Origin of the sequence: Parafannyhessea umbonata (genome assembly GCF_900105025.1) — a bacterium.
In the GTDB taxonomy this organism is placed as follows: Bacteria; Actinomycetota; Coriobacteriia; order Coriobacteriales; family Atopobiaceae; genus Parafannyhessea; species Parafannyhessea umbonata.
This window is the reverse complement of sequence record NZ_LT629759.1, coordinates 1973649-1999631: the sequence shown is the minus strand read 5'-3', so window position 1 is coordinate 1999631 and position 25983 is coordinate 1973649. Positions and strand designations below refer to the sequence as shown.

The following is a 25983-nucleotide window of genomic DNA, read 5'->3' as shown; positions in this document are numbered from 1 at the left end:
GGGCGTCGTCCGCGGTGGACGGCGCCCCATTGCAAAAGCCCGGCCATGCCGGGCGGTGTGACAATGGCGGAGGGAGAGGGATTCGAACCCTCGGTACGGGAACCCGCACGGCGGTTTTCAAGACCGCTGCATTCAACCACTCTGCCATCCCTCCGTGGTCAAGTGGATATATCCTAACGCATAAGGTTCGAAAACGTAAGCGAGGATGCGGTGGTGGACGAGAAGGACGTGGCGCCTGCGGCAGAGGCCGGTGCTCTGGACGAGGCCTTCATGCGGCTGGCGCTTGACGAGGCCCGCGCGGCGGCCGCGGAGGACGAGGTGCCCATAGGCGCCGTCGTCGTGTGCGACGGGCGCGTGGTGGCGCGCGCCCACAACCGCCGCGAGCTGGACGAGGACCCCTCCGCCCACGCGGAGTTCAAGGCGATGGTGGACGCGTCGCGCGCGCTGGGGCGCTGGCGCCTGACGGGTTGCACCGTGTACGTGACGCTGGAGCCGTGCCTCATGTGCGCCGGGCTCATGGTGAACGCGCGCGTGGACCGCTGCGTGTATGGCGCGCCGGACCCAAAGGGAGGCGCGCTGGGGACGCTGTACGACGTGAGCCACGATCCGCGGCTGAACCACGAGTTCCAGGTGACGTCCGGCGTGCTGCAGGGGGAGTGCGCATTGGTGCTGCGCGAGTTCTTCCGAGCGAAGCGCGCGGCGAGAAAGGCGGCCGCACGTTTGGCGGGTGCCGGCACCGCGGGCCGCGATTCGTCCGCTGGCGAACAATAGGCACGTTCTGCGGCACCAGAGGTTTCGTTCTTCTCGGATATCAGCTATCTTTCTTTTAGCTTTGCGTGCGCGACGAAGGGGAATGGATGAAAGAGTGGTTTAATGCGCAGGATGTGCGTGCGGCGCGCGAGAGGATCCGCCCGTGGGCACGCGTGACGCCACTTGAGCAGTCCATCTACCTTGACTATGCGGACCGCAACTACCAGTTCAAGCTCGAGAGCCAGCAGCTGGGCAAGAGCTTCAAGATTCGCGGGGCGCTGAACACCATTTCGCAGCTGTCCGACTACGAGAAGCGTCACGGCGTGGGCACGGTCTCGACCGGAAACCACGGTGTGGCGGTGGCCATCGCGGCCCACGTGCTGGGCATCCCGGACTGCTCCGTGGTGGTGCCGCTGGGCACGCCGCACGCGAAGACGGACCGCATCCGCTTCTATGGCGCGCGCTCGATGATGCTGGGCGCGGACTACGACGATGCCCTGACGCTGGGCATCAACTACATCGACCGTGCAGAGATGTTCTATGTGGACCCGTTTGAGCACGACACGCGCGTGTACGCGGGCCAGGGGACCATCGGCCTCGAGATCATGGAGCAGAACCCGGACGTCGACACGATCGTGGTGCCCATTGGCGGCGGCGGGCTGTGCACGGGAATCGCCGTGGCCGCAAAGTCCGTCAAGCCCAGCGTGCGCATCGTTGGCGTGCAGACGGCCGCATGCCCCGCGATGGTTGACTCCATCCGCGACAACGTGTGCTACAGCCGCTTCCCGACGGAGGGCGACACGGTGTGCGAGGCCATCGTGGGCGGCGTAGGCGAGATAGCCTTCGACATGCTGCCGAGCCTGATAGACGATATCGTGGTGGTGAGCGAGAAGAGCATCCGCTCCGCGTTCAAGTTCATGATCGAGCGCGAGCAGCTTTCCGTCGAGGCGGGGAGCGCCATGGTGGTGGCCGCGGTGCGCGAGTTCCCGGAGCGCGTGGGCGGCAAGAACGTGGCGCTGGTGATCAGCGGCGGCAACCTGGACATCAACATTCTTACGAGCGTGCTCGCGGGGGACTTTGAGGAGTAGCACCAGGTCGCGCGTGACAAGTCCCAAGACTTTGGGTTGCTGCAAACTGATGCCAGAAATGCGCTGGCATGGCCTGTCTTTCAGCAATCTCCATTAAATATGCATGCGCTTACCGAAAATTATCGGATGACACATACGTGGCTGTTCGAGACCGTGTAAAAGTGAACCTAGGCTGAAGTATTCGTCATTCGCACTCGTTCGGCGACAGTTTGGGAGGGCGGTCTCATGTCTGGCAGAAGAGGGCATTACTTCAAGCGCTCAGAGGGTGGAGGATGGAGGCTTGCGCTCTCCTTCCTTCTTTCTGTCTCGATGGTCACCTCGATGGTGCCCGTCTCGGCGCTGGCCGAGGCGGCGGACGAACTGCAGGAGTCTGCAGCGGCTACCGCCGTCGAGCCGGAGACCGATGCGGCGACCACGGAGTCCGAGGGCACCGTGCAGGAGGGGACGACCGTGGCGGAGCCCGCGCAGTCGGCTCCGGCTGCGACTGAGACGTGGCAGCAGACGACGGCCACGGACGCGAGCGCGCAGGCCGAGCAGCCCACCGCGCAGGCGCAACCGACGGAGACGACCACCACGGAGATGCCCGCGGCGACGACCGAGCAGACTGCCGCCACTGACTCCGCGGACGCGTCCGGCCAGGCAGACGCTGCCGACGAGGCGTATCCGGAGGTCACGCTCGCGGCCAACGCGGGAGCCACGCAGGTAACCGTGCACGCAGCGCAGGGCGTTCTGCCCAAGGGCGTGCAGCTCACCGCCAGCGAGGTAAGTCCCGACTCCGTCCGCGACGCCGTGTCCGACGCGGCCGAGGCGGCCGGTCGCGAGGTCGAGTCCCTCAAGGCGATCGACGTCACACTCCTGGATGCCGACGGAAATCAGATCCAGCCCAACGGCGCCGTGGAGGTGAGCTTCTCCAACACCGGCGTGACCGGAGACAAGGTCGACGTGTACCACATGGACTCCGTTGGCGCGGAGCCCACCAAGATTGCGGGGGACGTCTCCGCCAACCCGACGGTCAGCGCCACGCACTTCTCCATCTACATCGTGACCGGCGAGAACGAGCCCGTCGTCGCGACCTACCAGTTCTACGGTGCCGACGGCAAGGTGATGAACGAGCAGAAGGTCAAGAACGGCGAGACCGTCTACGCGCCGGACTCCCCGTCGCTCACCGGGCACAAGTTCCTGGGCTGGACCCTCACCAAGGACGGTACGAGCGCGGACTTCCTGCCCGTGGGCACGGCGTCCACGACCGTGAAGGTCCCCGCGAGCGGGACCGTTGCCGTGTACCCCGTGTTTGAGGTGTCGCACACCGTCAGCTTCATGGATGACCAGGGACGCGTGAGCACCACGCGCACCTGCGGTACCGGCGAGACGGTGAGCGTCTCTGACGTCACCATCCCCCTGCCCTCCACCAAGGGCGTCACCGGCTGGTACACCTCCAAGGAGGCGGCGGACTCCCAGGACGCCAGCGCGAAGATCGAGTCATACACCTTCGAGAGCGACGACGCCGCGGACGTGACCCTCTGGCCCCACATCGAGGGCGGCAACTACGTGACGTTCGACTCGCAGGGTGGCACGTACGTGGCGCCCGAGTTTGCCATCAAGGGCGCGACCGTGAGCAAGCCCACGGACCCGACCCGCAAGGGCTACACCTTCGAAGGGTGGGCCACCAAGGAAGATGCCACCACGGCCAACTGGGACTGGGACACCAAGATTACCGAGGCGACCACGCTCTACGCCGTGTGGTCCCCTGCCAAGACCACCTACACGGTGGTCATCTGGAAGCAGTCGGTGAACGATTCCAAGGACGCCACCGACGCGAAGAAGACCTGGGACTTCGCCGAGGCCGCAACGCGCAACGCCACCACGGGCGATAGCGTCAGTCCGTCGAGTGTCGACAAGAACAAGAGCTGGGCGGGCTTCTCGCTCAACACCAGCCTCACGGACAAGAACGTGACGGTCAAGGGTGACGGTACCACCGTCGTGAACGTGTACTACGACCGCGAGATGCGCACGATTCAGTACCGCGTTGACGGAAAGACCTACAAGACCATGACCGGTCTGTACGGGCAGACGCTCGCGCAGAACAATTACACGTGGCCGACCAAGTACGACTGGTACGATGACGAAGATACGCACGTGACCTTCCTGGACGCCTTTCTGAATGCCGACGCCACGCTCGTCCTTCGTGGCAAGAAACCGCAGGGGGGACAATACGCCATAAGCCACTACAAGCAGAACGTGGACGGCTCCTGGCCGTCGATGGCGGCCAACTCCACGGAGAGTTCCGGCGGCACGTGGTACTTCACCAACAAGTACAACGGGTTCACCATCAGCTCCTACCGGATCGGCATCGGTGGGTGGCGTTCGGTGACTGCCGGCGATTCGGTATCCATTACGGACGACCTGCAGGTTCGCTACAGCCGTAACTCCTACACGCTGTCCTTCTTTAACTACAACACCACCTCGCGCAAGGAGAGGGTGACGTACGGGGGCTCCCTTGCGAGCTATGCGAGCTACACGCCCGCCCGCCCGGACGGCGTCGACTCCGCGTACGAGTTCCAGGGCTGGTACAAGGACAGCGCCTGCACGCAGGCGTTCGACTTCTCGACCGAGACCATGCCTGCGGCCGGCCTCACGCTGTACGCCAAGTGGGCGCCTCCCACCAAGAAGGTCACCGCGCACCTCTCCATGAATACGGGCGGCACGGACATAACCAGCTCCGACGTTGACTATGGGACCACCATTTCTGCCGAGGACCTGCCCAGCGTCGTGACCTCCGACAGCAAGACCGTCTTCTCCGGCAACGCGTCCAAGGGCACCATCACCCTTCCCGCCGGCGCCGAGTGGGCCGGTTGGGCGACCTACCAGGACGGGCGGTTCGTCATGTACAACTTCGACACGCTCGTGCAGAGCGACGTCGAGCTCTACCCGTTCTGGATCACCACCGACGTCTACTCCGTCGTCTACGACGCCAACGGCGGCACCGGTTCCGTGACGGACCCCACCAAGTATGACCTGTACGCGGACGCCCGCGTGCTGTCCGCCGACGGCCTCACGGCCCCTGAGGGCAAGGTCTTCCTGGGGTGGAACACCGCCCAGGATGGCTCCGGCACCTCCGTGGGAGTCGGGACCAAGCTGCGCATCTCCGAATACACGGACGCGAACCACAATGTGACGCTGTACGCGCAGTGGGGCGAGAAGCCCAAGACCGCCTCGCTCACCTACGATGCCAACTATCCGGCGGATGCCGGTATGACGGCAGCTACCAAGACGGTCCTCGAGGATGTCGAGAACAACTACGGCGGCGGGACCACGGGAAGCAAGGCTGGTTCGCTCAAGGCTTCGAGCCTTGAGGGCGTGGGCTTCTCCGCTCCTGACGACTACTACTTCACGGGCTGGAACACCGCAGCCAATGGCTCCGGCACTGCCGTGGCGTCCGGCGACACGATCGGAATCGACAACCTGAGCGCGAACACGCTGTACGCCCAGTGGGCAAAGCGCGCCGTGGTGAAGGTTGCCATCAAGGGCAACTCCGACTCCAGGGCCTACACCGGGGTCGAGCAGCAGCTCTCTGGCTACACGACGACCATCACCGTGGACGGCAAGGCGCAGTCGCAGCTGCCCGATGGCCTGACGCTGAGCGTGACCGGCGATTCCGTCTCCGGAACCGACGCTGACACCTATCCGCAGGACATCAAGTACGAGCTCGGCGGCGAGAGCCAGGGCAAGTACAAGGTGAGCGTGACGGTGGAGAACGGTGGGCTCACCATTGAGCCTGCCAAGCTTACGGTTACTACGAAGGACGCCTCCAAGGCGTACGATGGCACGGCCCTGACCGCCGATGGCACGGTAACCGGCCTTGTTAACAACGAGACCGTCGGCCTCAAGGTGACCGGCACTCAGACGGAGGTCGGCACCTCCAAGAACACCTACGAGCTCACGTGGGCCGGCGACGGCAACGAGTACACCGCCAAGAGGTCTAACTACTTGCTCGAGGAGAGCGTGGGCACCCTCGAAGTCACCAAGAGCGACGTCGAGCACACAATCGTGGCCGGGAGCAAGACCTGGACCTACGACGGTACCGCGCGCGCGTACGCCAAGGCGACCTCGGACTTCGACGCGAGCCTGTTCGACGTGTCTGTCACGATGACTGGCAGCAGCAGCATCAAGAATGCCGGCAGCACCGCGAACAGGATTGCCAGCTACAAGATCTCCCTCAAGGACGGGACCGACGTGACGAGAAACTTCACCAACGTGAAGAGAACCGACGGCACGCTCACGGTGGAGAAGCGCAACGTCACGCTCGTCTCCGCGACGCAGAGCTGGACCTACGACGGGCAGACGCACTCCGACCACACCGTGACGGTGAAGCCCGGCTCCGCCGAGCCGGTCAAGGGCGAGACCATTGCGACCAACGTCACGGCCTCCATCAAGGATGCCGGGTCCGTCCCCAACACCTTCGCCGTGGATTGGGAGAGGAGCACGGCGAAGGAGTCTAACTACAACGTGACGCTCGAGCCGGGCAAGCTGACCGTAGCCCCGGACGCCTCCGAGATCACCATCTACGTTGCCGGCAACACGGCCGAAAAGGTATACACGGGCAGCGAGCAGAGCGTGACCGGCTGGTCCACCACCGGCTGGAGCAAGTCTGCGACCGACCCCATCGATCCGAGCATCGCCGTCAGCCTCAAGGACGGACACAAGGCGGAGGCGAAGGGCACCAACGTGGGCGAGTACCCCATGGGTCTCACTGCAGATGACTTCTCTGCGACGAGCAACAACTACAGCAACCTCAAGGTCGAGGTCACGGATGGCAAGCTGACGATCACCAAGGCGAGCTTCGCCGTCGAGGTGAAGGGAGAGTCCGAAAAGATAACGTATGACGGCAAGCCGCACGCGCTCACGGGCACCACGGTGACCGGCCTTCTCGACGGCCATACGCTGAGCGGCCTGCAGTACAAGGCATCCGGCACCGACGCTGGCACCTACCCCGGTGCGTTCACGGGCAGCGCAACGATCGCGGACGCCTCCGGCGTGGACCAGACGCAGAACTACAGCGTCACGACCACCCCTGGCCAGCTGACCATCGATCAGGCTAACATCACGGACTCCAACCGCTTCACGGTCTCCGAGCCCAAGGACACCGTCTACAACGGGAAGACGCAGAGGCAGCCCATCACCGTTCATGATGCGGTGACTGGCGAGGACCTGCAGGAGGGCGTCGACTACGACCTCAGCTACACCGGCGACACAATCAACGTCACTGACAAGGGCGTCACTATCACCGTCACCGGCAAGGGCAACTACACCGGAACCGTGACCACCGACGACACGCATGACCTCACTTACCTCATCACGAAGGCGACCCTGACCGTGACCACGGACTCCGCGCAGAAGGAGTACGACGGTACGGCGCTGACTGCGGGCGGAAGCTACTCCGGCCTCGTGAACGGCGAGACGATCGGCTTCGAGGTCACCGGCTCCCAGACCATCCCGGGCAGCACCCCCAACGGTTACAGGATCACGTGGGGTACCGCCGTCAGCCCCCTCGGGCTTGACGCCATCTCCTACACGGCGCTCCAGCAGAACTACAACGTCGTGGAGAGCGTGGGAACCCTCAAGGTGACCAAGCGCACCACGAAGCTCGGCATCACCGCTGCCAGCGACAGCAAGGTGTACGACGGAACGCCTCTCGAGAGCGATGCGTACGACGTGACGGGCAAGCCCGACGTGCTCACCGTCACCGCCACCGTGGCCGGCAGCCAGACCGACGCGGGCACTTCCGCGAACAAGGTCGAGAGCTACAAGGTGACCGACGCCGCCGGCCACGATGTGAGCACCTACTTTGCCGATGGCGCAATCGTCACCACCGACGGCACGCTCACGGTCAGGCCGCGCCAGATAACCATTACTTCCAAGAGTGGAATCTGGACGTACGACCAGAAGGCGCACGAGCTGCACGAGGTCGAGGTAACCAGCACCGTGCCTGAGGGCGAGGAGGGCTTCGTCGCGGGCGAAGGCGCCACCTACGAGTTCACCGGCCAGCAGACCGAGGCGGGCAGCAGCTACAACAGATTCACCTACAAACTCAACGAGGGCACGAAGGCCTCCAACTACGTGATCACCACCAAGCTGGGCACGCTCACCGTGACAAAGGCCGCTTCTGTCACCATCAAGGTGACGGGCAACTCGAAGAAGGTCACCTACGACGGAACCGAACAGTCGGTTGACGGCTACACGAGCAACGCGGACGAGGTCGACAAGACCATCACCGTCGACCTCGCGAAGGGCAGCACGGCAGAGGCGAAGGGCACTCTGGTTGGCACCTACCAAATGAACCTCAAGCCGAGCGACTTCGTTGCCACCAGCCCCAACTACGAGAAGGTCAACGTCGAGGTGGCGGACGGCACGCTCACAATCGAGCACGCCAGCATCCCGCTCACCATCACCGGCGAGTCCGGGTCCTACGTCTACGACGGGACGCCGAAGAGCGTTACCGGCATCACCTACGACGGCCTGCTCAAGGGCCACAAGGTCACCGGCCTGACCTACTCCGCCACCGGTACCGACGCCAAGACCTATGAGGGCACCTTCGACAGGACCGGCATGAAGGTCCTGGACGAGAACGGCAACGACGTGACCGAGAACTACGTTCCCAATTGCGTGCCTGGCAAGCTGGTCATCACCCCTTCCGACATCTCCACCACCGACTTCGTCGTGAGCTATCCCACCGACGTGACGTACAACGGTCTGTCCCAGCTCCAGCCCGTGACGGTCACCGATGCGCGCAACGGCAACGTGCTCACGTCCGGCAGCGTCCTCGCGCCCGAGTCCACCGGTGACTACACCCTCGCCTACGTTGGCGAGACCACCCACGTGACTGGCAAGGACATCGTCATCACGGTCAAGGGTACCGGCAACTACACCGGTGCCGTCACCAGGATCTACCAGATCAAGCCGGCGACGCTCACGGTCAAGACGCTCGACGCCACCAAGGAGTACGACGGCACCCCGCTCACCAAGACCGATGGAGCCACTCATGACGCCGTCAACGGAGAGACCCTCACCATCAACGTGACGGGCACGCTTACCGACGTAAACGAGAAGGGTGTCCCCAACACCGCCGAGGTCGTCTGGAACGGCACCGCGCTCCCGACTGACTACGAGGTCAACTATGACCTCGGCAAGCTCACGGTAACCCCGACCGGCGCCCTGGTCACCATCAGCGCCAAGAGCGCGGAGCGCGTGTACGACGGCACCCCGCTCACCGCGGGCGGCTACGACGTCACGATGGAGGAGGTCGACCCCAAACTCTTCACCGTCACTGCGACCGTCAGCGGTTCGCAGACCAACGCCGGCACGAGCGACAACGTGATCGATGCTGAGAGCGTTCACATCATGAGGGGCGACCAGGACGTTACCGACTGGTTCACCAACATCGCCATCGTGAACGGCACCCTTACGCTGACGCCGGCCCCGCTGACCGTCACCACGGACTCCGCCAGCAAGACCTACGACGGCCAGCCGCTCACCGCGGGCGGCAAGCTCGAGGGCCTTGTCGGCGACGAGACGGCCACGCTGCGACTCACCGGCAGCCAGACCGAGCCCGGCACCTCCGACAACACGTACCAGATCGTGTGGGACGGCACGGCGCTCGAGGGCAACTACAAGGTCACGAGCGAGAAGATCGGCACCCTCAAGGTGACAGAGGCGCCCGCAACGCCCGAGCCCGCCAAGCCGGCAGCCACCACTCCGGCCACCCCGGCAAAGAAGGAGACTCCCAAGAGTGCTGCCATGCCCAAGACGGGCGATCCCTACAGCGCGACCGCTCCGATGGTCGCCGCCATCGTCGGCCTTGGCATGGTCGCGACTGGTCTCGCCTACAGGCGTCGTCGCAGTCACAGGGGGTAGTCGCCAAGGACGGTTCGTAGTCCTCGCAGCGAGCTGACAGGACCCGGTCCCACTCAAGTGGGACCGGGTCCCTCTCTTGGCGGGCGTGGCTAAGGTGTGCTCTTTCTGGAGCGTTTTCCCTGCATGTAGCGCTCGAACTTCATTACCTCGTCGGGGAAGAAGCCGTAGCGGTTTGACTTCTCGCCCATCCACCGGTAGAGGGGCGGAAGGAAGGCGATTCAGTAGTTGAGGACGGGCCAAGCGAGCGTGAGAATGACCTCGACCCACGTGTAGGAAGAGAGGCTACCGGTCGCGCAAGGCGGGCAATGCTGATGGGCATGAGCCCGAACGCCGCGGTGACGAGGTCGGGGTTGTGCCAGGTGCGCATCTTGAGGTTCATCCGGAGGCAGTGGCCCTGCGCGGGCAGGCGGCGCGGCAGGGGTAGGCGTAGGCGAGTTCCTACACGACCTGGAAGATGAAGAAGTCGAGGTAGTGGGTCTGCGGCACGCCCCACAGGATGGGGTGGTCTGGCGCCTGCTGACGCTCCTCAACCTGCTTGAGCTGCACGTTTGCCTGGTGGGCGGCCTCGGCGATCGCCTTGGCCAAAAGGTCGCGCGTCATGAAGTGGCTGCAGCTGCACGTGGCAAGATAGCCGCCGCGCGGAAGCAGGCGCATGGCCTCGTAGTTTATCTCGCGGTAGCCGTGGGCGGCGTTGCGCACGGTGGAGCGGCTCTTGGTGAAGGCGGGCGGATCGAGCACGATGAGGTCGAACGGACCGCCCTCCTGGCGCAGCGCCTGCCTGTCCTGACGCAGGTGCGGCAGGTAATCGAGCACGTTTGCGCAGGTAAACGCCATGCGCTCGCTGCCGTCGGGAGCGAGCTCCAGATTGTTTGCCCGGGCGTTTAGGCGCGCGAGGTCGATGGCGGTCTGGCTCACGTCCACGCAGCGCACAAACTGAGCGCCTCCGGCCGCGGCGTTCAGCCCAAACGGCCCCACGTGGCAGAAGCAGTCGAGCACCCGCCTTCCGGCCGCGATGTTGCGCACGGCACGACGGTTGTACTTCTGATCAAGGAAGAACCCGGTCTTCTGGCTGTTCTCGATGTCCAGGTCAAACAGGATCCCGTTCTCGCGCGCAAGCACGCGGGCGCTGTCCGGCATGGGAAGCGCCGGCACGTCCAGCCCCTCCGCCACGGCGCCGGGTGCCACAAAGTCGTAGAAACCCTTGTGGAGCGACAGGCCCTCCTTTGCGCGGGCAGGGGAGTCGTTCCTCTCGTATATGCCGCGGATGGTGGCGCCGTCCGCCTGGAGCACCTGTAAAAGCAGCGGGTAGATGGTGGGGCGCAACAGCTGCATGCCCACGGTGCCCACCTGCGACACCAGCACGTCTTCGTAGCGGTCCACGATGAGCCCGGGGAACCCGTCAGCCTCGCTAAAGATCACGCGGCAGCAGTTGGTGTCCGGCTCGCACCCGGGCAGCGCGAGCGAGCCCATCGCGACCTTGCGGTGCTCCCACGCCCACTCGATCTTGCGGCGCCAGAATGACGCGTCGAAGCGGTCGTTCGCGTTTCTGCTCACCACGCGCACGCGGATCTTGCTCTGCCGCGAGAGGAGTCCGGTTCCCTGGTAGGTGCCGTTCTCCTCCACCACGTCCACTACGTCCCCGTTTGCCGGCGCACGCCCGTCCGAGGGTGCGGGCTCGACGCGCAGCACTTCTCCCTCAAACACCCAGGGGTGGCCACCCTTGAGCGAGCGGGCCGCCTTGGCCGTGACGACTACCTGGGGATACGGGCGAAGCTGCCTCATGCGATGGGCCTTCCTGTGGTTGGTGGGCTGCGGGATGCGCCGCGGCACGGTCGTGTGCCGTGGCCTAGCTGTGGGACGCGGCCTAGTAGTGACGGCCGTAGCGGCCGCCCTGGATGCCGCGCCCGCGTGCGCGCGAGCCGTTGAACAGGCTGCGCGTGGGCTTGGACGTGCTGCGTCCGGGGTTGGGGACGATGCGCGCGGAATCGTACTCGAAGCCGTCGAGGTCCCACACGGGCACGAGCTTCCTCGTGAAGTACTCGATCTCGCGCAGGGGGCTGATCTCGTCCGGCGCCACGAAGGTGAACGCGAGGCCCTCGTGCCCGGCGCGGCCCGTGCGGCCGATGCGGTGCACGTAGTCCTCCGGGTCCATGGGTACGTCGAAGTTCACGACGGCGTCTATCCCGGATATGTCGATGCCGCGGCTCATGACGTCGGTGGCCACGAGCACCTGCACCTCCGCGGAGCGGAAGCGCCTGAGCGCCCGCTCGCGCTCGCTCTGGTTGCGCCCGGAGTGCATGAGGTCGCACTTGAAGCCGCCGCGGCGGAGCATCTGCGCCACCTCGTCCACGCGGGTCTTCGTTCGACAGAACACAAGCACGCGCTCCGGCGTGTAGCGCTTGAGCAACGCCTCGAGCAGCTGCAGCTTCTGACCCTGCGTGACGGGGCAGAGGTGCTCCTCCACCGTATCGGCCGTCTGTCCCACGCGCGCGATCTCGACCGTGGCCGGGTCCTTGAGCATGGTGTCCACGGTGCCCTTGATCGAGGGCGGAATCGTGGCCGAGAAGAGCAGGGTCTGCCGCTCGCGGGGCAGTGCGGCGACGATGCGCCTGACGCTGGGCCAGAAGCCCATGTCGAGCATGCGGTCCGCCTCGTCCAGCACGAAGACCTTCACGTCGGCAAGGCTCAGGTGGCCGTGCTCCATGAGGTCGAGCAGGCGCCCGGGCGTGGCCACGAGCAGGTCACAGCCGGCCTCGAGCCTGCGGATCTGGCGGTCGAGCTTCGCGCCGCCCATCACGACGACGGCCGTCTGGCCCGTCTGCTCGCAGACGACGGAGACGACATCCTCAATCTGCTGTGCGAGCTCGCGCGTGGGGGTAACCACCAGCGCGAACGGCCCAAACGGGTGAGCGTTGGGGTTTGGCGCGAGGCTTGCGTCGCCCTTGCTGCCGCGCTTGCGCGAGCGGCGGCGCTTTTTGCCGTCGGCCTTGCTGCGGCCCGCCTCGGACTTGTGGGCCTTGGCTGTCTTGCGGCTGGCGGACGACTTCCCGCCGCGCCTTGCGCCTGACTTTGGCTTGTCGGCGTCGGCTGCGTGCGAGCCCTCCGCATCACGCGTACCGTCCTGCGAGTCGGCCTCGGGCTTGGTCGCCGCCTTGTGGTGGCGGCGGCGCGGTCGGCGGGTGGGACGGATGTTGCCGTCCGCGTCCACCTTGGCAGAAACGGAGGCGCTGCCATCGGGCGCGTCGTCCGCAAGCACGTCGGGGCCGTCGTAGGCGTCGCCGGCGTCCGGCGCACTCTCGTCCGTCACGCCTGCGCTTGGCGCGCTGGCCAAGATCGCCTGTGCGTCGACTTGCGGCTTGGCCGCGTCGGCTGGGGCCGCCTGGGCGTCGACTTGTGGCTCGACAACCTCGGCCGCGTTGGCAAGGCGCTCTTGCTCCTCGCGCGCTGCACGCGAGTACGGCTCGATAAGCTGCAGAATCGGCAGCGCGAACGCAGCCGTCTTGCCCGTGCCCGTCTGCGCGGACGCGATGACGTCTCGGCCGGCAAGAACCAGCGGAATCGCCTGTTCCTGCACGGGTGTCGGTGTGGTGAAGCCCAGGGCGTCAATGCCCCGGAGGATGTGCTCGTCTAGCCCGAGCTCGGCAAATGACTTGTTCATGACCCCTAGTATCCACCAACTGGGCGAATCTTGCACCAACATGCGCCCGTGGCGGCGCGTGCGCACACAATTTGCGCAGGTCAGGCGCACGACGTTCTTGCCTGCGCACAAGACCGCCCCTCTCGGCTCGCGAGCGCCGTGCTGCGCTGGCCCATTTTGCAGGTACACTGCCTCTGGCGTCGTAAGGGTCGCCCGGCCCGTTGGCCGCGGGCTCCTCGCCGGGAAGGGCGTTTGTAGCGCAGGAAAGGTGACGCGTATGGAGAAGATCTTGGTTACGGGCTTCGAGCCCTTTGGGGGAGAGCGGACGAACCCCTCGTGGGAGGTGGTAAGCACGCTCCCTGCGACCATCGCGGGCCACGCCGTGGTCTGCGAGCGAATCCCCGTGTCGTTTAGCCGCGGGCCGGCTGCCGTGCTTGCGGCGATCAAGCGCGAGAATCCCGCCATCGTGCTCTGCCTTGGCCAGGCGGGCGGTCGCGCCAAGGTGACGCCGGAGTTCGTGGGCATCAACTACGCGGACGCTCGCATCCCCGATAACGACGGCGCGCGGCCACGGGGAACGCGTCTGTTGGAGGGCGCCCCGGACGCGCACTTCTCCACGCTGCCCGTCCATGCGATGGCGCAGGCCATGGCCGATGCCGGCGTGCCCGCGGCGGTCTCGTACACCGCAGGCACCTACGTCTGCAACGCCGTGCTCTTCTCGACGCTTCATGCGCTCGCGAAGTCCCGGTCCACGGTTCGCGCCGGCTTTGTGCACGTGCCGTACGCGCCTGAGCAGGCGCGCCGCCTGCCGGAGGCAACGCCGTGCATGCCCGTTCCGCTCATGCGGAAGGCGATCGTGAGTGCTCTTGAGTGTGCCTGCTCGCGGGACTAGCCCCGGCGCGCAAATCGCGCGCCTGGCCGGCCGGAAAGTTGCTAAGGTAGTAGGCGTCCTGCGGCGCGCGGCCGCGGACGTAGAGGGAGAGTTCGGTATGCTCGCAAAAGCCAAAGCGTTGCCGGCCGGCACGGCGTTTCGAATGCGCTAGCGTCACGCAAGGTGGCCCCACTGCGTGACGGATTCAAGGCGGGCCGCCTGAACGGGGACCGGGACGCCTCAGCCCAGGGGCGCAAACTCGGTCTTGCAACTGCTTTACTTTGGAGAAGAACATGCCCATCAATATTCCCGACGGCCTTCCTGCCAAGAAGATCCTGCACCAGGAGCGCATCTTCGCGCTCGAGGAGGAGGCCGCGACCGAGCAGCAGATTCGCCCGCTTGCCGTGGCGATCCTGAACCTGATGCCTACCAAGGTCGAGACCGAGACCCAGATCCTGCGCCTCATCTCGAAGTCCCCGCTGCAGGTGAGCTGCGACTTCATGCGCGTCTCGAGCCACGAGTCCAAAAACACCCCGAGGACCACCTCGTGAAGTTCTACCAGACGTTTGACGAGCTCAAGTCCAACAACTACGACGGCCTCATCATCACCGGCGCGCCCGTGGAGCAGATGCCGTTCGAGGAGGTCGACTACTGGGACGAGCTCTGTCGCATCATCGACTGGAGCCAGGAGCACGTGCTCTCCACCATGTACCTGTGCTGGGGCGCGCTGGCCGGGCTCTGGCACCTGTACGGCATCCCCAAGAAACAGCTGGGGAGCAAGCTGTTCGGGGTCTTCCCACAGCGCCTGTGCGACGAGTACAGCTTCCTCACGAACGGCTTCGACGAGGTCCACAACATGCCCCACTCGCGCCACGCCGCGATCGACACCAACGAGCTCGCGAAGCACCCCGAGCTCCACGTGCTGTCGGAAAGCTTCAAGACGGGCCCGGCCCTCCTTGCCACGCGCGACTTCCACGAGATATACGTGACGGGCCACTTCGAGTACGGCCGCGACACCCTCAGCAACGAGTTCTGGCGCGACTTCAAGAAGGGCCTGCCCATCAAGATCCCCGAGAACTACTTCCCGGACGACGACCCCGAGCAGCAGCCGCTCTTCACGTGGCGCGCCCACGCCAACCTGCTGTATCGCAACTGGCTCAACTGGGTCTACCAGATGACCCCGTACGACATAGACCAGATTCCCCAGACCATCACGCAGCTGTGTGCGTCAAACGATGGCATGGTGGACAAGTTCGAGGCGTAGCTGGTCCCCCGCGCCCACTTATATACCAACTTATTCAAGCACTTGTTCATTTGAATAAGTGGTAGATAAACAAGTAGATAAGTCACGCCTCCCGGCGACGACGGCCTGCGCCCGGCGCATCATGCCCGCGTTGCATATTGCGCGCCCAATCGCACACGTCAAGCATGGCATAACGTCTAGACTGTTGGGGTGGCGCGCCGGCGCCATCGCAATGCGGGCCACGTGCGGCCCGGCCCACGCTCGCCAAGGAGGACAGCTTGACCATCGTCGACATGCTGCGTCACAACGCGGCCGCATATCCCACCGAGACCGCCCTCGTCGAGGTCAACCCCGAGGTGCGCGAGAACCGCCACGTCACGTGGCGCGAGTACGACCTGGTCGAAAACACGGAGGACGAGCCGTTCCGCCGCGAGATGACCTGGCAGGTGTTCGACGAGCAGGCCAACCGCTTTGCGAACCTGCTGCTGTCGCGAGGCGTGCACAAGGGCGACAAGGTGGCCCTTCTCCTCTACAACTGCATCGAGTGGCTGCCGCTGTACTTTGGCATCCTCAAGACCGGCGCCGCCGTGGTACCGCTTAACTTCCGCTATGCCCCGGATGAGATTGAGTATTGCATAAAGAAGGCCGATGCGGACATCCTGGTCTTTGGTCCGGAGTTCATTGGACGCGTGGAGCAGATCGTGCCGCAGATCCAGCGCGGCAGGCTGCTGTTCTACGTGGGGGACGATTGCCCCACGTGGGCGGAGAGCTACCGTGAGCTCGCGATGCTCTGCTCCAGCGCCGACCCCATGATTCCGCTTTCTGAAAACGAGGATGCGGCCATCTACTACAGCTCCGGCACCACGGGCTTCCCCAAGGCCATTCTGCACCACCACCAGAGCCTTACCCAGGCCGCTCAGATGGAGGCCGTGCACCACAAGACCACGCACGACGACGTCTTCCTCTGCATCCCGCCGCTGTATCACACTGGCGCCATGATGCATTGGCTGGGTTCGCTCTCCGTTGGCGGACGCGGCGTGCTGCTGCGCGGCGTGAGCCCCAAGACCATCCTCAAGACGGTGTCCGACGAGCGCTGCACCATCGTCTGGCTGCTCGTTCCCTGGGCGCAGGACATCCTGCTCGCCATCGAGGAGGGCACCGTCACGCTGTCGGACTACCACCTCGACCAGTGGCGTCTCATGCACATAGGTGCCCAGCCCGTGCCAAAGAGCCTCATCCGCCGCTGGAAGGAGGTCTTCCCCAACCACCAGTACGACACCAACTACGGCCTGTCGGAATCCACGGGCCCCGGCTGCGTGCACCTTGGCCTGGACAACATCGACCACGTGGGCGCCATCGGCGTTCCCGGCTATCGCTGGGAGTGCAAGATCGTGGACGAGAAGGGCGAGGCTGTGGAGCAGGGGGCCGTCGGCGAGCTGTGCGTCAAGGGCCCCGGTCTGATGGAGTGCTACTACAAGGACCCCGCTGCCACCGCAGAGACGCTCGTGGACGGGTGGCTGCACACCGGTGACATGGCCAGGCAGGACGAGGACGGTTTCTACTGGCTCGTCGACCGCAAGAAGGACGTCATCATCACGGGTGGCGAGAACCTCTACCCCGTGCAGATCGAGGACTTCATGAGCGGTTGCGACGCCATACAGGACGTTGCTGTCATAGGCCTTCCGGATGAGCGCCTGGGCGAGATCGCCGCCGCGGTGGTGCAGCTGAAGCCGGAGTTCGTCGGCAAGGTGGGAGAGGACTACATCAACGACTTCTGCATGGGCCTCCCACGCTACAAGCGCCCGCGCAAGATCATCTTCGCGGATGTGCCGCGCAACCCCACCGGCAAGATCGAGAAGCCGCTCCTGCGTCGCCGCTACGGGGCCACGGGTCTTGTGGACAGGGAGAACCAGGCCTAGCCTGGACGTGCGTTTTTGTTGTGCTCGTACGGCCATGGGCTTCGCGCGGATGCATACGCCATGCGAATTGTTGATATGCGGTTCTTCTCGCCCCGTATTCAGGAAAATGTCAAATGAGGCTAACACCGCTTGTGACCTGCGAAGGGCGAACATGCAGGCATTCTGCGGTTCTCGAAATGAATATCATTCACTGGCCAACGTCATCAGAACGATGTGGACTGGAAACGTTTTCGATTCGACTTAGCAAAAAATCTCCATCTCAAATACAATTGGCCTAGTCGTAAGGCGACGTATGCCCGTGACTCAGGCGTCTCGGGCGTATCAAGACAGAAGGAGAAGACATGTCCGAAGCCCCCGAGACAAAAGCTCCGCAGGTCGAAGAGCCAACTCGCGATGACGGCGCGGCCATCATCGTCCACAGCGACGAGGAGCTGACCGAGAAGCTCGCCCAGATGCGTGAGGCCCAGAAGAAGTTCGCCACGTACACCCAGGAGCAGGTCGACAAGATCTTCAAGGCGGCAGCGCTCGCGGCCAACAAGGAGCGCATCCCCCTGGCCCAGCTCGCCTACGAGGAGACCGGCTACGGCGTCGTGGAGGACAAGGTCATCAAGAACCACTTCGCGGCCGAGTTCGTCTACAACAAGTACCGTGACACCAAGACGTGCGGCGTCATCGAGGAGGACAAGGCCTACGGCATGACGAAGATCGCCGAGCCCCTCGGCGTCGTCGCCGCGGTCATCCCCACCACGAACCCCACCTCCACCGCGATCTTCAAGACGCTGCTGTGCCTGAAGACCCGCAACGCCATCATGATTAGCCCGCACCCGCGCGCGAAGAAGTGCACCACCGAGGCCGCCCGCGTCGTGCTCGAGGCCGCGGTCGAGGCCGGCGCGCCCGCAGGCATCGTCGGCTGGATCGAGAAGCCGTCCCTGGTCGCCACCAACACCCTCATGTCCGAGGCCGACATCATCCTCGCGACCGGCGGCCCCGGCATGGTCAACGCCGCGTACAGCTCCGGCACCCCCGCCCTCGGCGTCGGCCCGGGCAACAACCCCGCCATCATCGACGACTCCGCAGACGTCGTGAACTCCGTCAACTCCATCATGCAGTCCAAGACGTTCGACAACGGCATGATCTGCGCCACCGAGCAGAACGTGATCGTCCTCGACGGCGTGTACGACGCGGTCAAGGCCGAGTTCCAGAAGCGCGGCGCGTTCTTCCTGCAGGGCGACGACATCGACAAGGTCGGCAACACCGTCATCGTGAACGGCGCCGTCAACGCGAAGATGGTCGGCCAGCCCGCCACCAAGATCGCCGAGACCGCTGGCGTCGAGGTTCCCGCCTGGACCAAGGTCCTCATCGGCGAGACCGAGTCCGTCGAGCCCTCCAACCCCTGGGCGCACGAGAAGCTCACGACCATCCTCGGCATGTACCGCGCGAGCGACTTCGACGACGCGCTCGCCAAGGCGTCCCGCCTCGTCGCAGACGGCGGCTACGGCCACACCTCCTCGCTCTTCATCGACACGCGCGAGACCGAGAAGGTCCAGAAGCACGCGCACGCCATGAAGACCTGCCGCATCCTGATCAACACCCCTGCTGCCCAGGGTGGCATCGGCGACATCTACAACTTCCAGCTCACGCCGTCCCTCACGCTGGGCTGCGGCTCCTGGGGTGGCAACTCCTTCTCCGGCAACGTCGACGTTCACCAGCTGCTCAACATCAAGTCGGTCGCAGAGAGGCGTGAGAACATGCTCTGGTTCCGTACCCCCGAGAAGGTCTACTTCAAGAAGGGCTGCATGCCCGTCGCCCTCCGCGAGCTCAAGGAGGTCTACGGCTGCAAGCGCGCCTTCATCGTCACGGACTCCTTCCTGTACAAGTCCGGCTTCACCAAGAAGATCGAGGAGCCCCTGGACAAGATGGGCATCGTCCACTCCAGCTTCTGGAGCATCTCGCCCGACCCGAAGCTGCAGGACGCCCAGAAGGGCGTGGAGCTGCTCCGCGCGTTCGAGCCTGACGTGATCATCGCCATCGGCGGCGGCTCCGCGATGGACGCCGGCAAGATCATGTGGACCATGTACGAGCACCCGGAGGAGAAGTTCGACGACATGGCCGTCGACTTCATGGACATCCGCAAGCGCGTCTACCGCTTCAAGAAGATGGGCGAGAAGGCCAAGTTCGTCGCGATCCCGACCTCCTCGGGCACCGGCTCCGAGGTCACGCCGTTCGCCATCATCACGGACGCCGAGACCGGCATCAAGTGGCCGATCACGGACTACGAGCTCATGCCGACCATGTCCATCGTCGACACCGACAACATGATGACGCAGCCCAAGGGCCTCACCTCCGCCTCCGGCATCGACGTCCTTACCCACGCCATGGAGGCCTACGTCTCCATCATGGCGTCCGACTACACCGACGCCATCGCGCTGAAGGCCGCGAAGCTCGTGTTCGACTACCTGCCGACCGCCTACAGCGAGCCCACCAACGTCGAGGCCCGCGATCACATGGCGAACGCCTCCTGCCTCGCCGGCATGGCCTTCGCGAACGCCTTCCTCGGCGTGAACCACTCCATGGCCCACAAGCTCGGCGCCTATCACCACATCCCGCACGGCTGGGCCAACGCCGTCATCCTCACTCGCGTCGCCCGCTACAACGCGGCAGAGCGTCCCACCCGCATGGGCACGTTCTCCCAGTACCAGTACCCGCAGGCCAAGAAGCGCTACGCCGAGATGGGCCGCTTCTGCGGGTTCACCGGCAAGGACGACGACGAGGTGTTCGAGAACTTCATGCAAGGCATCGAGGACCTGAAGGAGTACATCGGCGTCAAGAAGACCATCGCCGACTACGGCGTGGACGAGAAGTACTTCCTTGACACGCTCGACGAGATGTCCCTCAACGCATTCAACGACCAGTGCACCGGCGCGAACCCGCGCTACCCGCTCGTGGCCGAGATCAAGTCCCTGTACCTGGACGCCTACTACGGCCGTCCTGCGACCTCCTACGAGGACAAGGGCCTGACCATCCGCGATTCCGAGTAGCGTTTCTTGTCGTACACGCAAGATGAGGAGATGACTGCACCATGGAACTACCCAAGGACAAGAAGGTCATCAGGACCCGTCACAACAAGGTCGTCTACGACTGCGGTGACACCGTCGCCAAGGTGTTCAACGCCACGAAGCCGCCTGCGGACGTCTTCAACGAGGCGCTGAACCTAGCCCGCGCGGACCAGGCCGGCATCGACGTGCCCCAGCTCGTCGAGGTCAGCAAGGTCGACGGCTCCTGGGCGCTCGTCACCAAGAAGGTCGCGGGCAAGACCATGCGCGATCTTGCTGACGAGGACCCCTCCAGGCTGGACGACGTCATGAAGGACTTCGTGAAGCTCCAGCTCGACGTGCACCAGCACAGGAACGACCTCATGAACCGCCAGAAGGACAAGTACACGCGCATGATTAACTCCGTAACGGAGGTTCTGGACGAGTCCACCCGCTACGACCTTCTGATGCGTCTGGACGGCATGCCCAACCACCAGAAGATCTGCCACGGCGACTTCGTCCCCTCCAACGTGATCGTCCGCGAGGACGGTACCGCGTGCATCTGCGACTGGGCCCACGCTAGCCAGGGCGACGGCTCGGCGGACTGCGCGGTCTCGTACCTGCACTTCAAGCTGAACGGTCAGGACGACTTCGCGGAGAGCTACCTCAAGACCTACTGCGAGCTGCAGGGCACCACGGTCGAGTACGTCAGCCAGTGGTTCCCCATCGTCGCGGCGGCCGAGCTTGCGCGCGGCCGCGTGGTCGAGAAGGACTTCCTCCTCAGCTGGATCTCCGTCGGCGACTACGAGTAGCCCGGGGGCGCAACCCCGGCACAGGGCGCGCACCGCATGACATGAGCAGGACAGGGGACGGGGTCGCCGCGTGCGGCCCCGTCCCCTTTGCGCTTCTCGCCCGTGGCGCGCGTTGCCGCCGCTTGCCCATTGCACGGCCTTGTTGTCAAAATCGAAACAACTATCCTAGACAATGGAGCCCTGGCACGAGCCCGGTGCTCGTGACGTGGGTCCTGCGGCGGGGCGGCCTGGCTGGCTCGTCGCGGGTTGGCGATGGGAGAAACGATGGCAAAGCAGCTGCTTTCGGGCAACGAGGCCATAGCGCAGGGCGCGTGGGAGGCCGGCGTCAGGGTTGGCACGGGGTACCCCGGCACGCCTTCGACGGAAACGCTCGAGAACCTGGTCAGGCACAAGGACGTCTACTGCGAGTGGTCGCCGAACGAGAAGGTCGCGCTCGAGGTGGGCATAGGGTCTGCCATGGCGGGCGCACGCACGCTCGTGACCATGAAGCACGTGGGCGTGAACGTCGCGGCAGACCCGTTCATGTCCGTCGCGAACACGGGCGTGAACGCAGGCCTCGTGGTGCTGGCCGCGGACGACCCATCGTGCTACAGCTCGCAGAACGAGCAGGACTCCCGCACGTACGCGGCGTTCGCGCGCATCCCGTGCCTGGACCCTGCGGACTCGCAGGAGGCCTACGAGTTCAGCCGCAAGGCGTTTGCGCTGTCCGAGCGCTTCGACACTCCCGTCATGCTGCACGAGACCATGCGCATCGCGCACACGCGCACCATGGTCGAGCCCGCGGGCGTGCGCGAGGATGCGCCGCTTCGCGACTACGCGTCCGCGCCCCAGAAGTACGTCATGATGCCGGCGTTTGCCGTCGGCCGCATCCAGGCCACGAACGCGCGCGAGGACGCCCTGGTGCAGTTTGCCGAGAAGAGCGAGCTCAACCGGGTCGAGATGCGCGACACCAGCATCGGCGTCATCGTGGCTGGCGCGCTGTACAACCACGTGCGCGAGGCGCTGCCGAACGCATCCACGTTCAAGCTCGGCCTCACGTGGCCGCTGCCACCGGAGCGCCTGAGGCAGTTTGCGGCGTCCGTGGACAAGGTGTACGTGGTCGAGGAGGCGTGCCGCTACTTCCGCGACGCCATCGCGGCCATGGGCGTCGACCTGAGCGAGCCGCCGGCGGCTCCGCTGCCGCGCTCCGGCGAGATCTTCCCCTCGCACATCCGCGCCAGCTTCGGCGCCGAGCTTCCCTCCCACGAGCAGGCGGCCCAGGACCTGCCCCCGCGCCCGCCCGCGTTCTGCGCCGGCTGCCCGCACAGGCTGGTCTTCTGCGAGCTCAGGCGCATGCACGCCATCGTGTGCGGCGACATCGGCTGCTACACGCTCGGAGCCGTCGCGCCGTACAAGGCGGTCGACTCCGTCATCGACATGGGCGCGTCCTTCTCCATGGCGCACGGCATGGAGCTCGCCGCCGCGCCGGAACGCACGGGAAGGCCGGTCGTGGGCGTGATTGGCGACTCCACGTTTGCGCACTCCGGCATCACGAGCCTGCTGGGCACCGTCTACAACGGCGGCACGGGCACGCTCTGCATCCTGGACAACCGTACGACGGCCATGACCGGCACCCAGGGCAACCCCGTGAACGGCCTCACGCTCACGGAGCAGGCGGCGCGCGTTTCTCCCCTGATGGACGCCGCGCAGAAGCCCAGCATGCTCGACCGGCCGGCGGGCAAGCCGCTCGACCTGGTGGCGCTGTGCCAGGCCATCGGCGTGGACGAGGTGAGCGTGGTTGACGCGCAGGACCTCAAGGCCATCCGCCGCGCGCTCAAGGCGGCCACGTCGCACACGGACCGGCTGAGCGTCATCATCTTCAAGAGCCCGTGCCGACTGGTCGACCGCACTTCTCGCCCGGCGCCGCGCATCACGGACTGCCGCAAGTGCGGATCGTGCATCCAGATTGGCTGCCCGGCCCTGGGCAAGGCGGCGGACGGCAGCGCAGAGATCGACCCGACCCAGTGCATCGGCTGCAACCAGTGCGTGCAGAGCTGCCCGTTTGGCTGCATCGCGTTCGAGGAGGAGTAGCATGCCACACGCAACCGCATCCGCCGAGGCCTCGACCATCGAGCTTGGCAAGCGCGTCACGTTGGAGAAGACCATGACCGTCCTGCTGGTGGGCGTGGGCGGGCAGGGCACGATCCTTGCCGGCAACATCCTGGCCATGTGCGCGAGCGAGGCCGGCCTGGACGTAAAGGTGTCCGAGATCCACGGCATGAGCCAGCGCGGCGGATCGGTCAGCACGATCATCCGCATGGGCCAGAAGGTGGACAGCATGATCTGCGACCCGGGCACCGCGGACGTCCTGGTGGCGTTCGAGGCGATGGAGGCCCTGCGCAACCAGCAGTTCCTGCGCGAGGGAGGGCGCCTCTTTGTGAACGACGAGACGATCACCCCCGTGCCCGTGAACATAGGAAACGCAACCATGCCGCAGAACGTTGACCGGCGCCTGGACGCGCTGGGCGCCACGCGCATGAACGCCGGCGCCATCGCGCGCGAGGCGGGCAGCCCCCGCTCCACCAACGTGGTGCTGGTGGGCGCGCTTTCCACGGCGCTGCCGTTTTCGCGCGAGGAGTGGGAGGACGCCATCCGCCGTCGCGTACCGCCCAAGACCGTGGACGCGAACCTCAAGGCGTTTGCCCTTGGCCGGGAGGCGGCCCTTGCCTAGCGCGGGCCCGGGCGCGACGGGTGCGGCGGGCGCCGCGGACCACGAGCCCCTTACGGAGGAGCTTCTGGCCCGCCTGCTCGCGAGCGCCACGCCGCAGGAGTATCTGGACCAGACGCAGGTGGGCGAGCGCGATTTTGCCGCCTATCTGCGCAGCCTTCTGCAGCAGAAGGGCCGCACGCGCGCGGACGTGCTGCGCGCGTGCGACGTGAGTCCCTCGTTTGGATACCAGGTGTTCCAGGGCGCGCGCCGTCCCAGCCGAGACACGGCCATCGCCCTTGCGTTTGGCCTTGGCTGCAGCCTGCGCGAGGCCCAGCGCCTGCTGCGCCGTGCCGGCCACTCCGAGCTGTACTGCAAGGTCCGTCGCGACGCCGTGATCATCTTCTGCCTGGAGCACGGCTACACGCAATTCGAGTGCGACGACGAGCTCTTCCGCCTGGGCGAGAAGACCATCGGTGCCGACGGCGCGGGAGCCGTGGAGTGATGCCGGCGATCGATTCGATGTTGGCTGACCCGGACGACCAGGCGCTGCTGGCTGCGATGGATCTGGACGACTCGTTTGTGCCCGTGCGCGTGCTGGCGCAGGGCGACGGTGGAACGACGGAGCTTGTGGCACGTCGCGAGCCGCGACCCGGCGAGCCCGTGCTGCTGGTGCGCAAGTGCATGCCGGCGCCGCTTGCGAACGAGTCCGCGTGGCGCGCGCTGCAGGTGGCGGAGCTCGCGGATGCGTGTGATGCGGCGGGTGCGCACGGCGAGGCCACGGCGGTGCCGGCGGCCAAGGCGGCCGGCGTTTCTCGGCTGCCGCACGTGCGCGAGCTGTACCGGCTGCCAGATGCGCTCGTGGCGGTGTACGACTATGTGGAGGGGCCCACTCTGCGCGAGCTTGTGCGGGAGCGGGGGCCGCTGGCGCCGGGGTGTGCGGTGGCGCTGGCGCGGCAGTTGTGCCAGGCGCTTGCGCCGCTGCACGCGGCGGGCGTGGTACACCGGGACATCGCGCCTGGAAACGTGGTGGTGGCCGCGGACGGCGCGCACCTCATCGACCTGGGGATTGCTCGCATGCGCGTGGACGGCGCCTCGCACGATACCACGCGCCTTGGTACGTGGGGCTTCGCGGCGCCGGAGCAGTATGGGTTTGCGCAGACAGACGCAAGGTCGGACGTTTTTTCGCTTGGCCGCGTGTTGGCATACGCGCTTACGGCGGCGGACCCGGCAGACGCTTCGTTCGGCTCTGCGGCACAGGAGTCTCCGCTTGTGTCGCCGGCCCTGCGCAAGGTAATCAAAAAGGCAACGGCCTTCGAGCCTTCCGCCCGCTATCAGTCCGCAGGCGAGCTCGAGCGTGCGCTTGCCGCAACGATTGCTGGCGTGGATTCGACGCGAGTTGAGCCCGCGGCTTCTGCCGTGAGCTATGGCGTCGCGGGCGACGCGGCTCGTGCGGGTGACGCGCATGCCGCAGATGTCGCGGGCACCGCTGTCGATGCGCGGGCCCTACGCGACCGGGATGCGCGGCTCGTCGAACATGTCCGCGCCCGGGACCTCTGGATGGCGTTTCGTGCCGCAGGGGCCGGGACGAAGGCGGCCTGCGTTCTTCTCGCCGCGTTCGTGGCGTTCAGTACCGTTCTGTTGGCAGTTTCTTGCTGGTACATGGTGTTTAGGCCAACGGTTGCATACGGACAATACTCCGCAGTGTTGGGGGTTGGCCTGGCCGTGTGGGTTGCATTTGCCTTTGGCTGGGAGCCCGTGTGCTGCCTGCTTCGGCTGGGGCGATACGACCGAACAGACGGGCGTGTGAGCGTGCTAGTGCGTCGGGAGGGCATGCATCTGCTGTGGCTGGCGGCGCTGTTTGCGTTGGATATCGTGGCGGTTGCGATTGTCGGCTAAATGGTCCAAGGCGAAACTTCGTGCGAAGAAGGTGGTCCTCAAGCGACGTCGCCTGGGAAGCTCTAGAACATAAAATATGAAAAGAAAGGCATTCGTACCGCTAGGCGCGCCCAATGTAGCCGCCTCACGTGACGA

The 25983-nt window shown here is 65.4% G+C and carries 13 protein-coding genes, 1 tRNA gene and 1 pseudogene; 12 read left to right on the top strand and 3 right to left on the bottom strand.

Going from position 1 to position 25983, the window contains the following annotated elements:
* Nucleotides 1-64: 64 nt before the first annotated feature.
* A tRNA-Ser gene (locus tag BLT96_RS09000) sits at nt 65-154 on the bottom strand.
* Between the two features lie 59 nt (nt 155-213).
* Between BLT96_RS09000 and tadA the strand changes: the two genes are divergently transcribed.
* The 3 genes from tadA (at nt 214) to BLT96_RS08985 (ending at nt 9749) form a co-directional block, all read left to right on the top strand.
* Nucleotides 214-771 (top strand): tRNA adenosine(34) deaminase TadA, encoded by a 558-nt coding sequence (gene tadA, locus BLT96_RS08995; RefSeq protein ID WP_256324469.1) that lies wholly within the window; start codon nt 214-216, stop codon nt 769-771.
* A gap of 86 nt (nt 772-857) precedes the next feature.
* The gene (locus tag BLT96_RS08990) at nt 858-1838 is read left to right on the top strand and encodes a threonine ammonia-lyase (RefSeq protein ID WP_090863702.1); all 981 of its coding nucleotides are present in this window, start codon (nt 858-860) and stop codon (nt 1836-1838) included.
* 225 nt (nt 1839-2063) lie between these two features.
* Nucleotides 2064-9749 carry an InlB B-repeat-containing protein gene (locus tag BLT96_RS08985; protein ID WP_090863700.1) on the top strand — a complete coding sequence of 2562 codons (7686 nt, stop codon included), beginning with the start codon at nt 2064-2066 and terminating at the stop codon, nt 9747-9749.
* 438 nt (nt 9750-10187) lie between these two features.
* On the opposite strand, the gene BLT96_RS08980 is transcribed toward BLT96_RS08985, so the two are convergent.
* Together BLT96_RS08980 and BLT96_RS08975 are read right to left on the bottom strand one after the other, a co-directional pair.
* A complete protein-coding gene (locus tag BLT96_RS08980) occupies nt 10188-11531 on the bottom strand; it encodes a class I SAM-dependent rRNA methyltransferase (protein WP_090863698.1) in 1344 nt (447 codons plus the stop codon).
* Between the two features lie 82 nt (nt 11532-11613).
* Nucleotides 11614-13407: a DEAD/DEAH box helicase gene (locus tag BLT96_RS08975; RefSeq protein WP_090863696.1), complete on the bottom strand. Its 1794-nt coding sequence runs from the start codon at nt 13405-13407 to the stop codon at nt 11614-11616.
* A gap of 256 nt (nt 13408-13663) precedes the next feature.
* On the opposite strand from BLT96_RS08975, the gene pcp reads away from it, so the two are divergent.
* From pcp to BLT96_RS08930, 9 genes and pseudogenes are all read left to right on the top strand, one after another.
* Nucleotides 13664-14278, top strand: a complete 615-nt coding sequence (gene pcp, locus BLT96_RS08970; RefSeq protein ID WP_090863694.1) for a pyroglutamyl-peptidase I — start codon at nt 13664-13666, stop codon at nt 14276-14278.
* Between the two features lie 272 nt (nt 14279-14550).
* Nucleotides 14551-15521 (top strand): annotated as a pseudogene (locus BLT96_RS08965) (homoserine O-succinyltransferase).
* Between the two features lie 257 nt (nt 15522-15778).
* On the top strand, nt 15779-17419 hold the full coding sequence (locus BLT96_RS08960; RefSeq protein ID WP_245719264.1) for a class I adenylate-forming enzyme family protein: 1641 nt from the start codon (nt 15779-15781) through the stop codon (nt 17417-17419).
* Between the two features lie 452 nt (nt 17420-17871).
* Nucleotides 17872-20457, top strand: coding sequence for a bifunctional acetaldehyde-CoA/alcohol dehydrogenase (gene adhE / locus BLT96_RS08955; RefSeq protein WP_229769751.1), 2586 nt, complete (start codon nt 17872-17874; stop codon nt 20455-20457).
* A gap of 41 nt (nt 20458-20498) precedes the next feature.
* Entirely contained in the window at nt 20499-21263 is a 765-nt protein-coding gene (locus tag BLT96_RS08950; protein WP_090863690.1) for a phosphotransferase family protein, read from the top strand.
* 264 nt (nt 21264-21527) lie between these two features.
* A complete protein-coding gene (locus BLT96_RS08945) occupies nt 21528-23333 on the top strand; it encodes a thiamine pyrophosphate-dependent enzyme (protein WP_090863688.1) in 1806 nt (601 codons plus the stop codon).
* A gap of 1 nt (nt 23334) precedes the next feature.
* On the top strand, nt 23335-23973 hold the full coding sequence (locus BLT96_RS08940) for an indolepyruvate oxidoreductase subunit beta (protein WP_090863686.1): 639 nt from the start codon (nt 23335-23337) through the stop codon (nt 23971-23973).
* A complete protein-coding gene (locus BLT96_RS08935) occupies nt 23966-24454 on the top strand; it encodes a helix-turn-helix domain-containing protein (RefSeq protein WP_090863684.1) in 489 nt (162 codons plus the stop codon). Before BLT96_RS08940 ends, BLT96_RS08935 begins: the two co-directional genes overlap by 8 nt.
* Complete coding sequence (locus BLT96_RS08930; RefSeq protein WP_090863681.1) at nt 24454-25848, top strand: serine/threonine-protein kinase; 1395 nt, start codon at nt 24454-24456, stop codon at nt 25846-25848. The genes BLT96_RS08935 and BLT96_RS08930 overlap by 1 nt, the downstream gene beginning before the upstream one ends.
* The last annotated feature ends 135 nt before the right edge of the window (nt 25849-25983 follow it).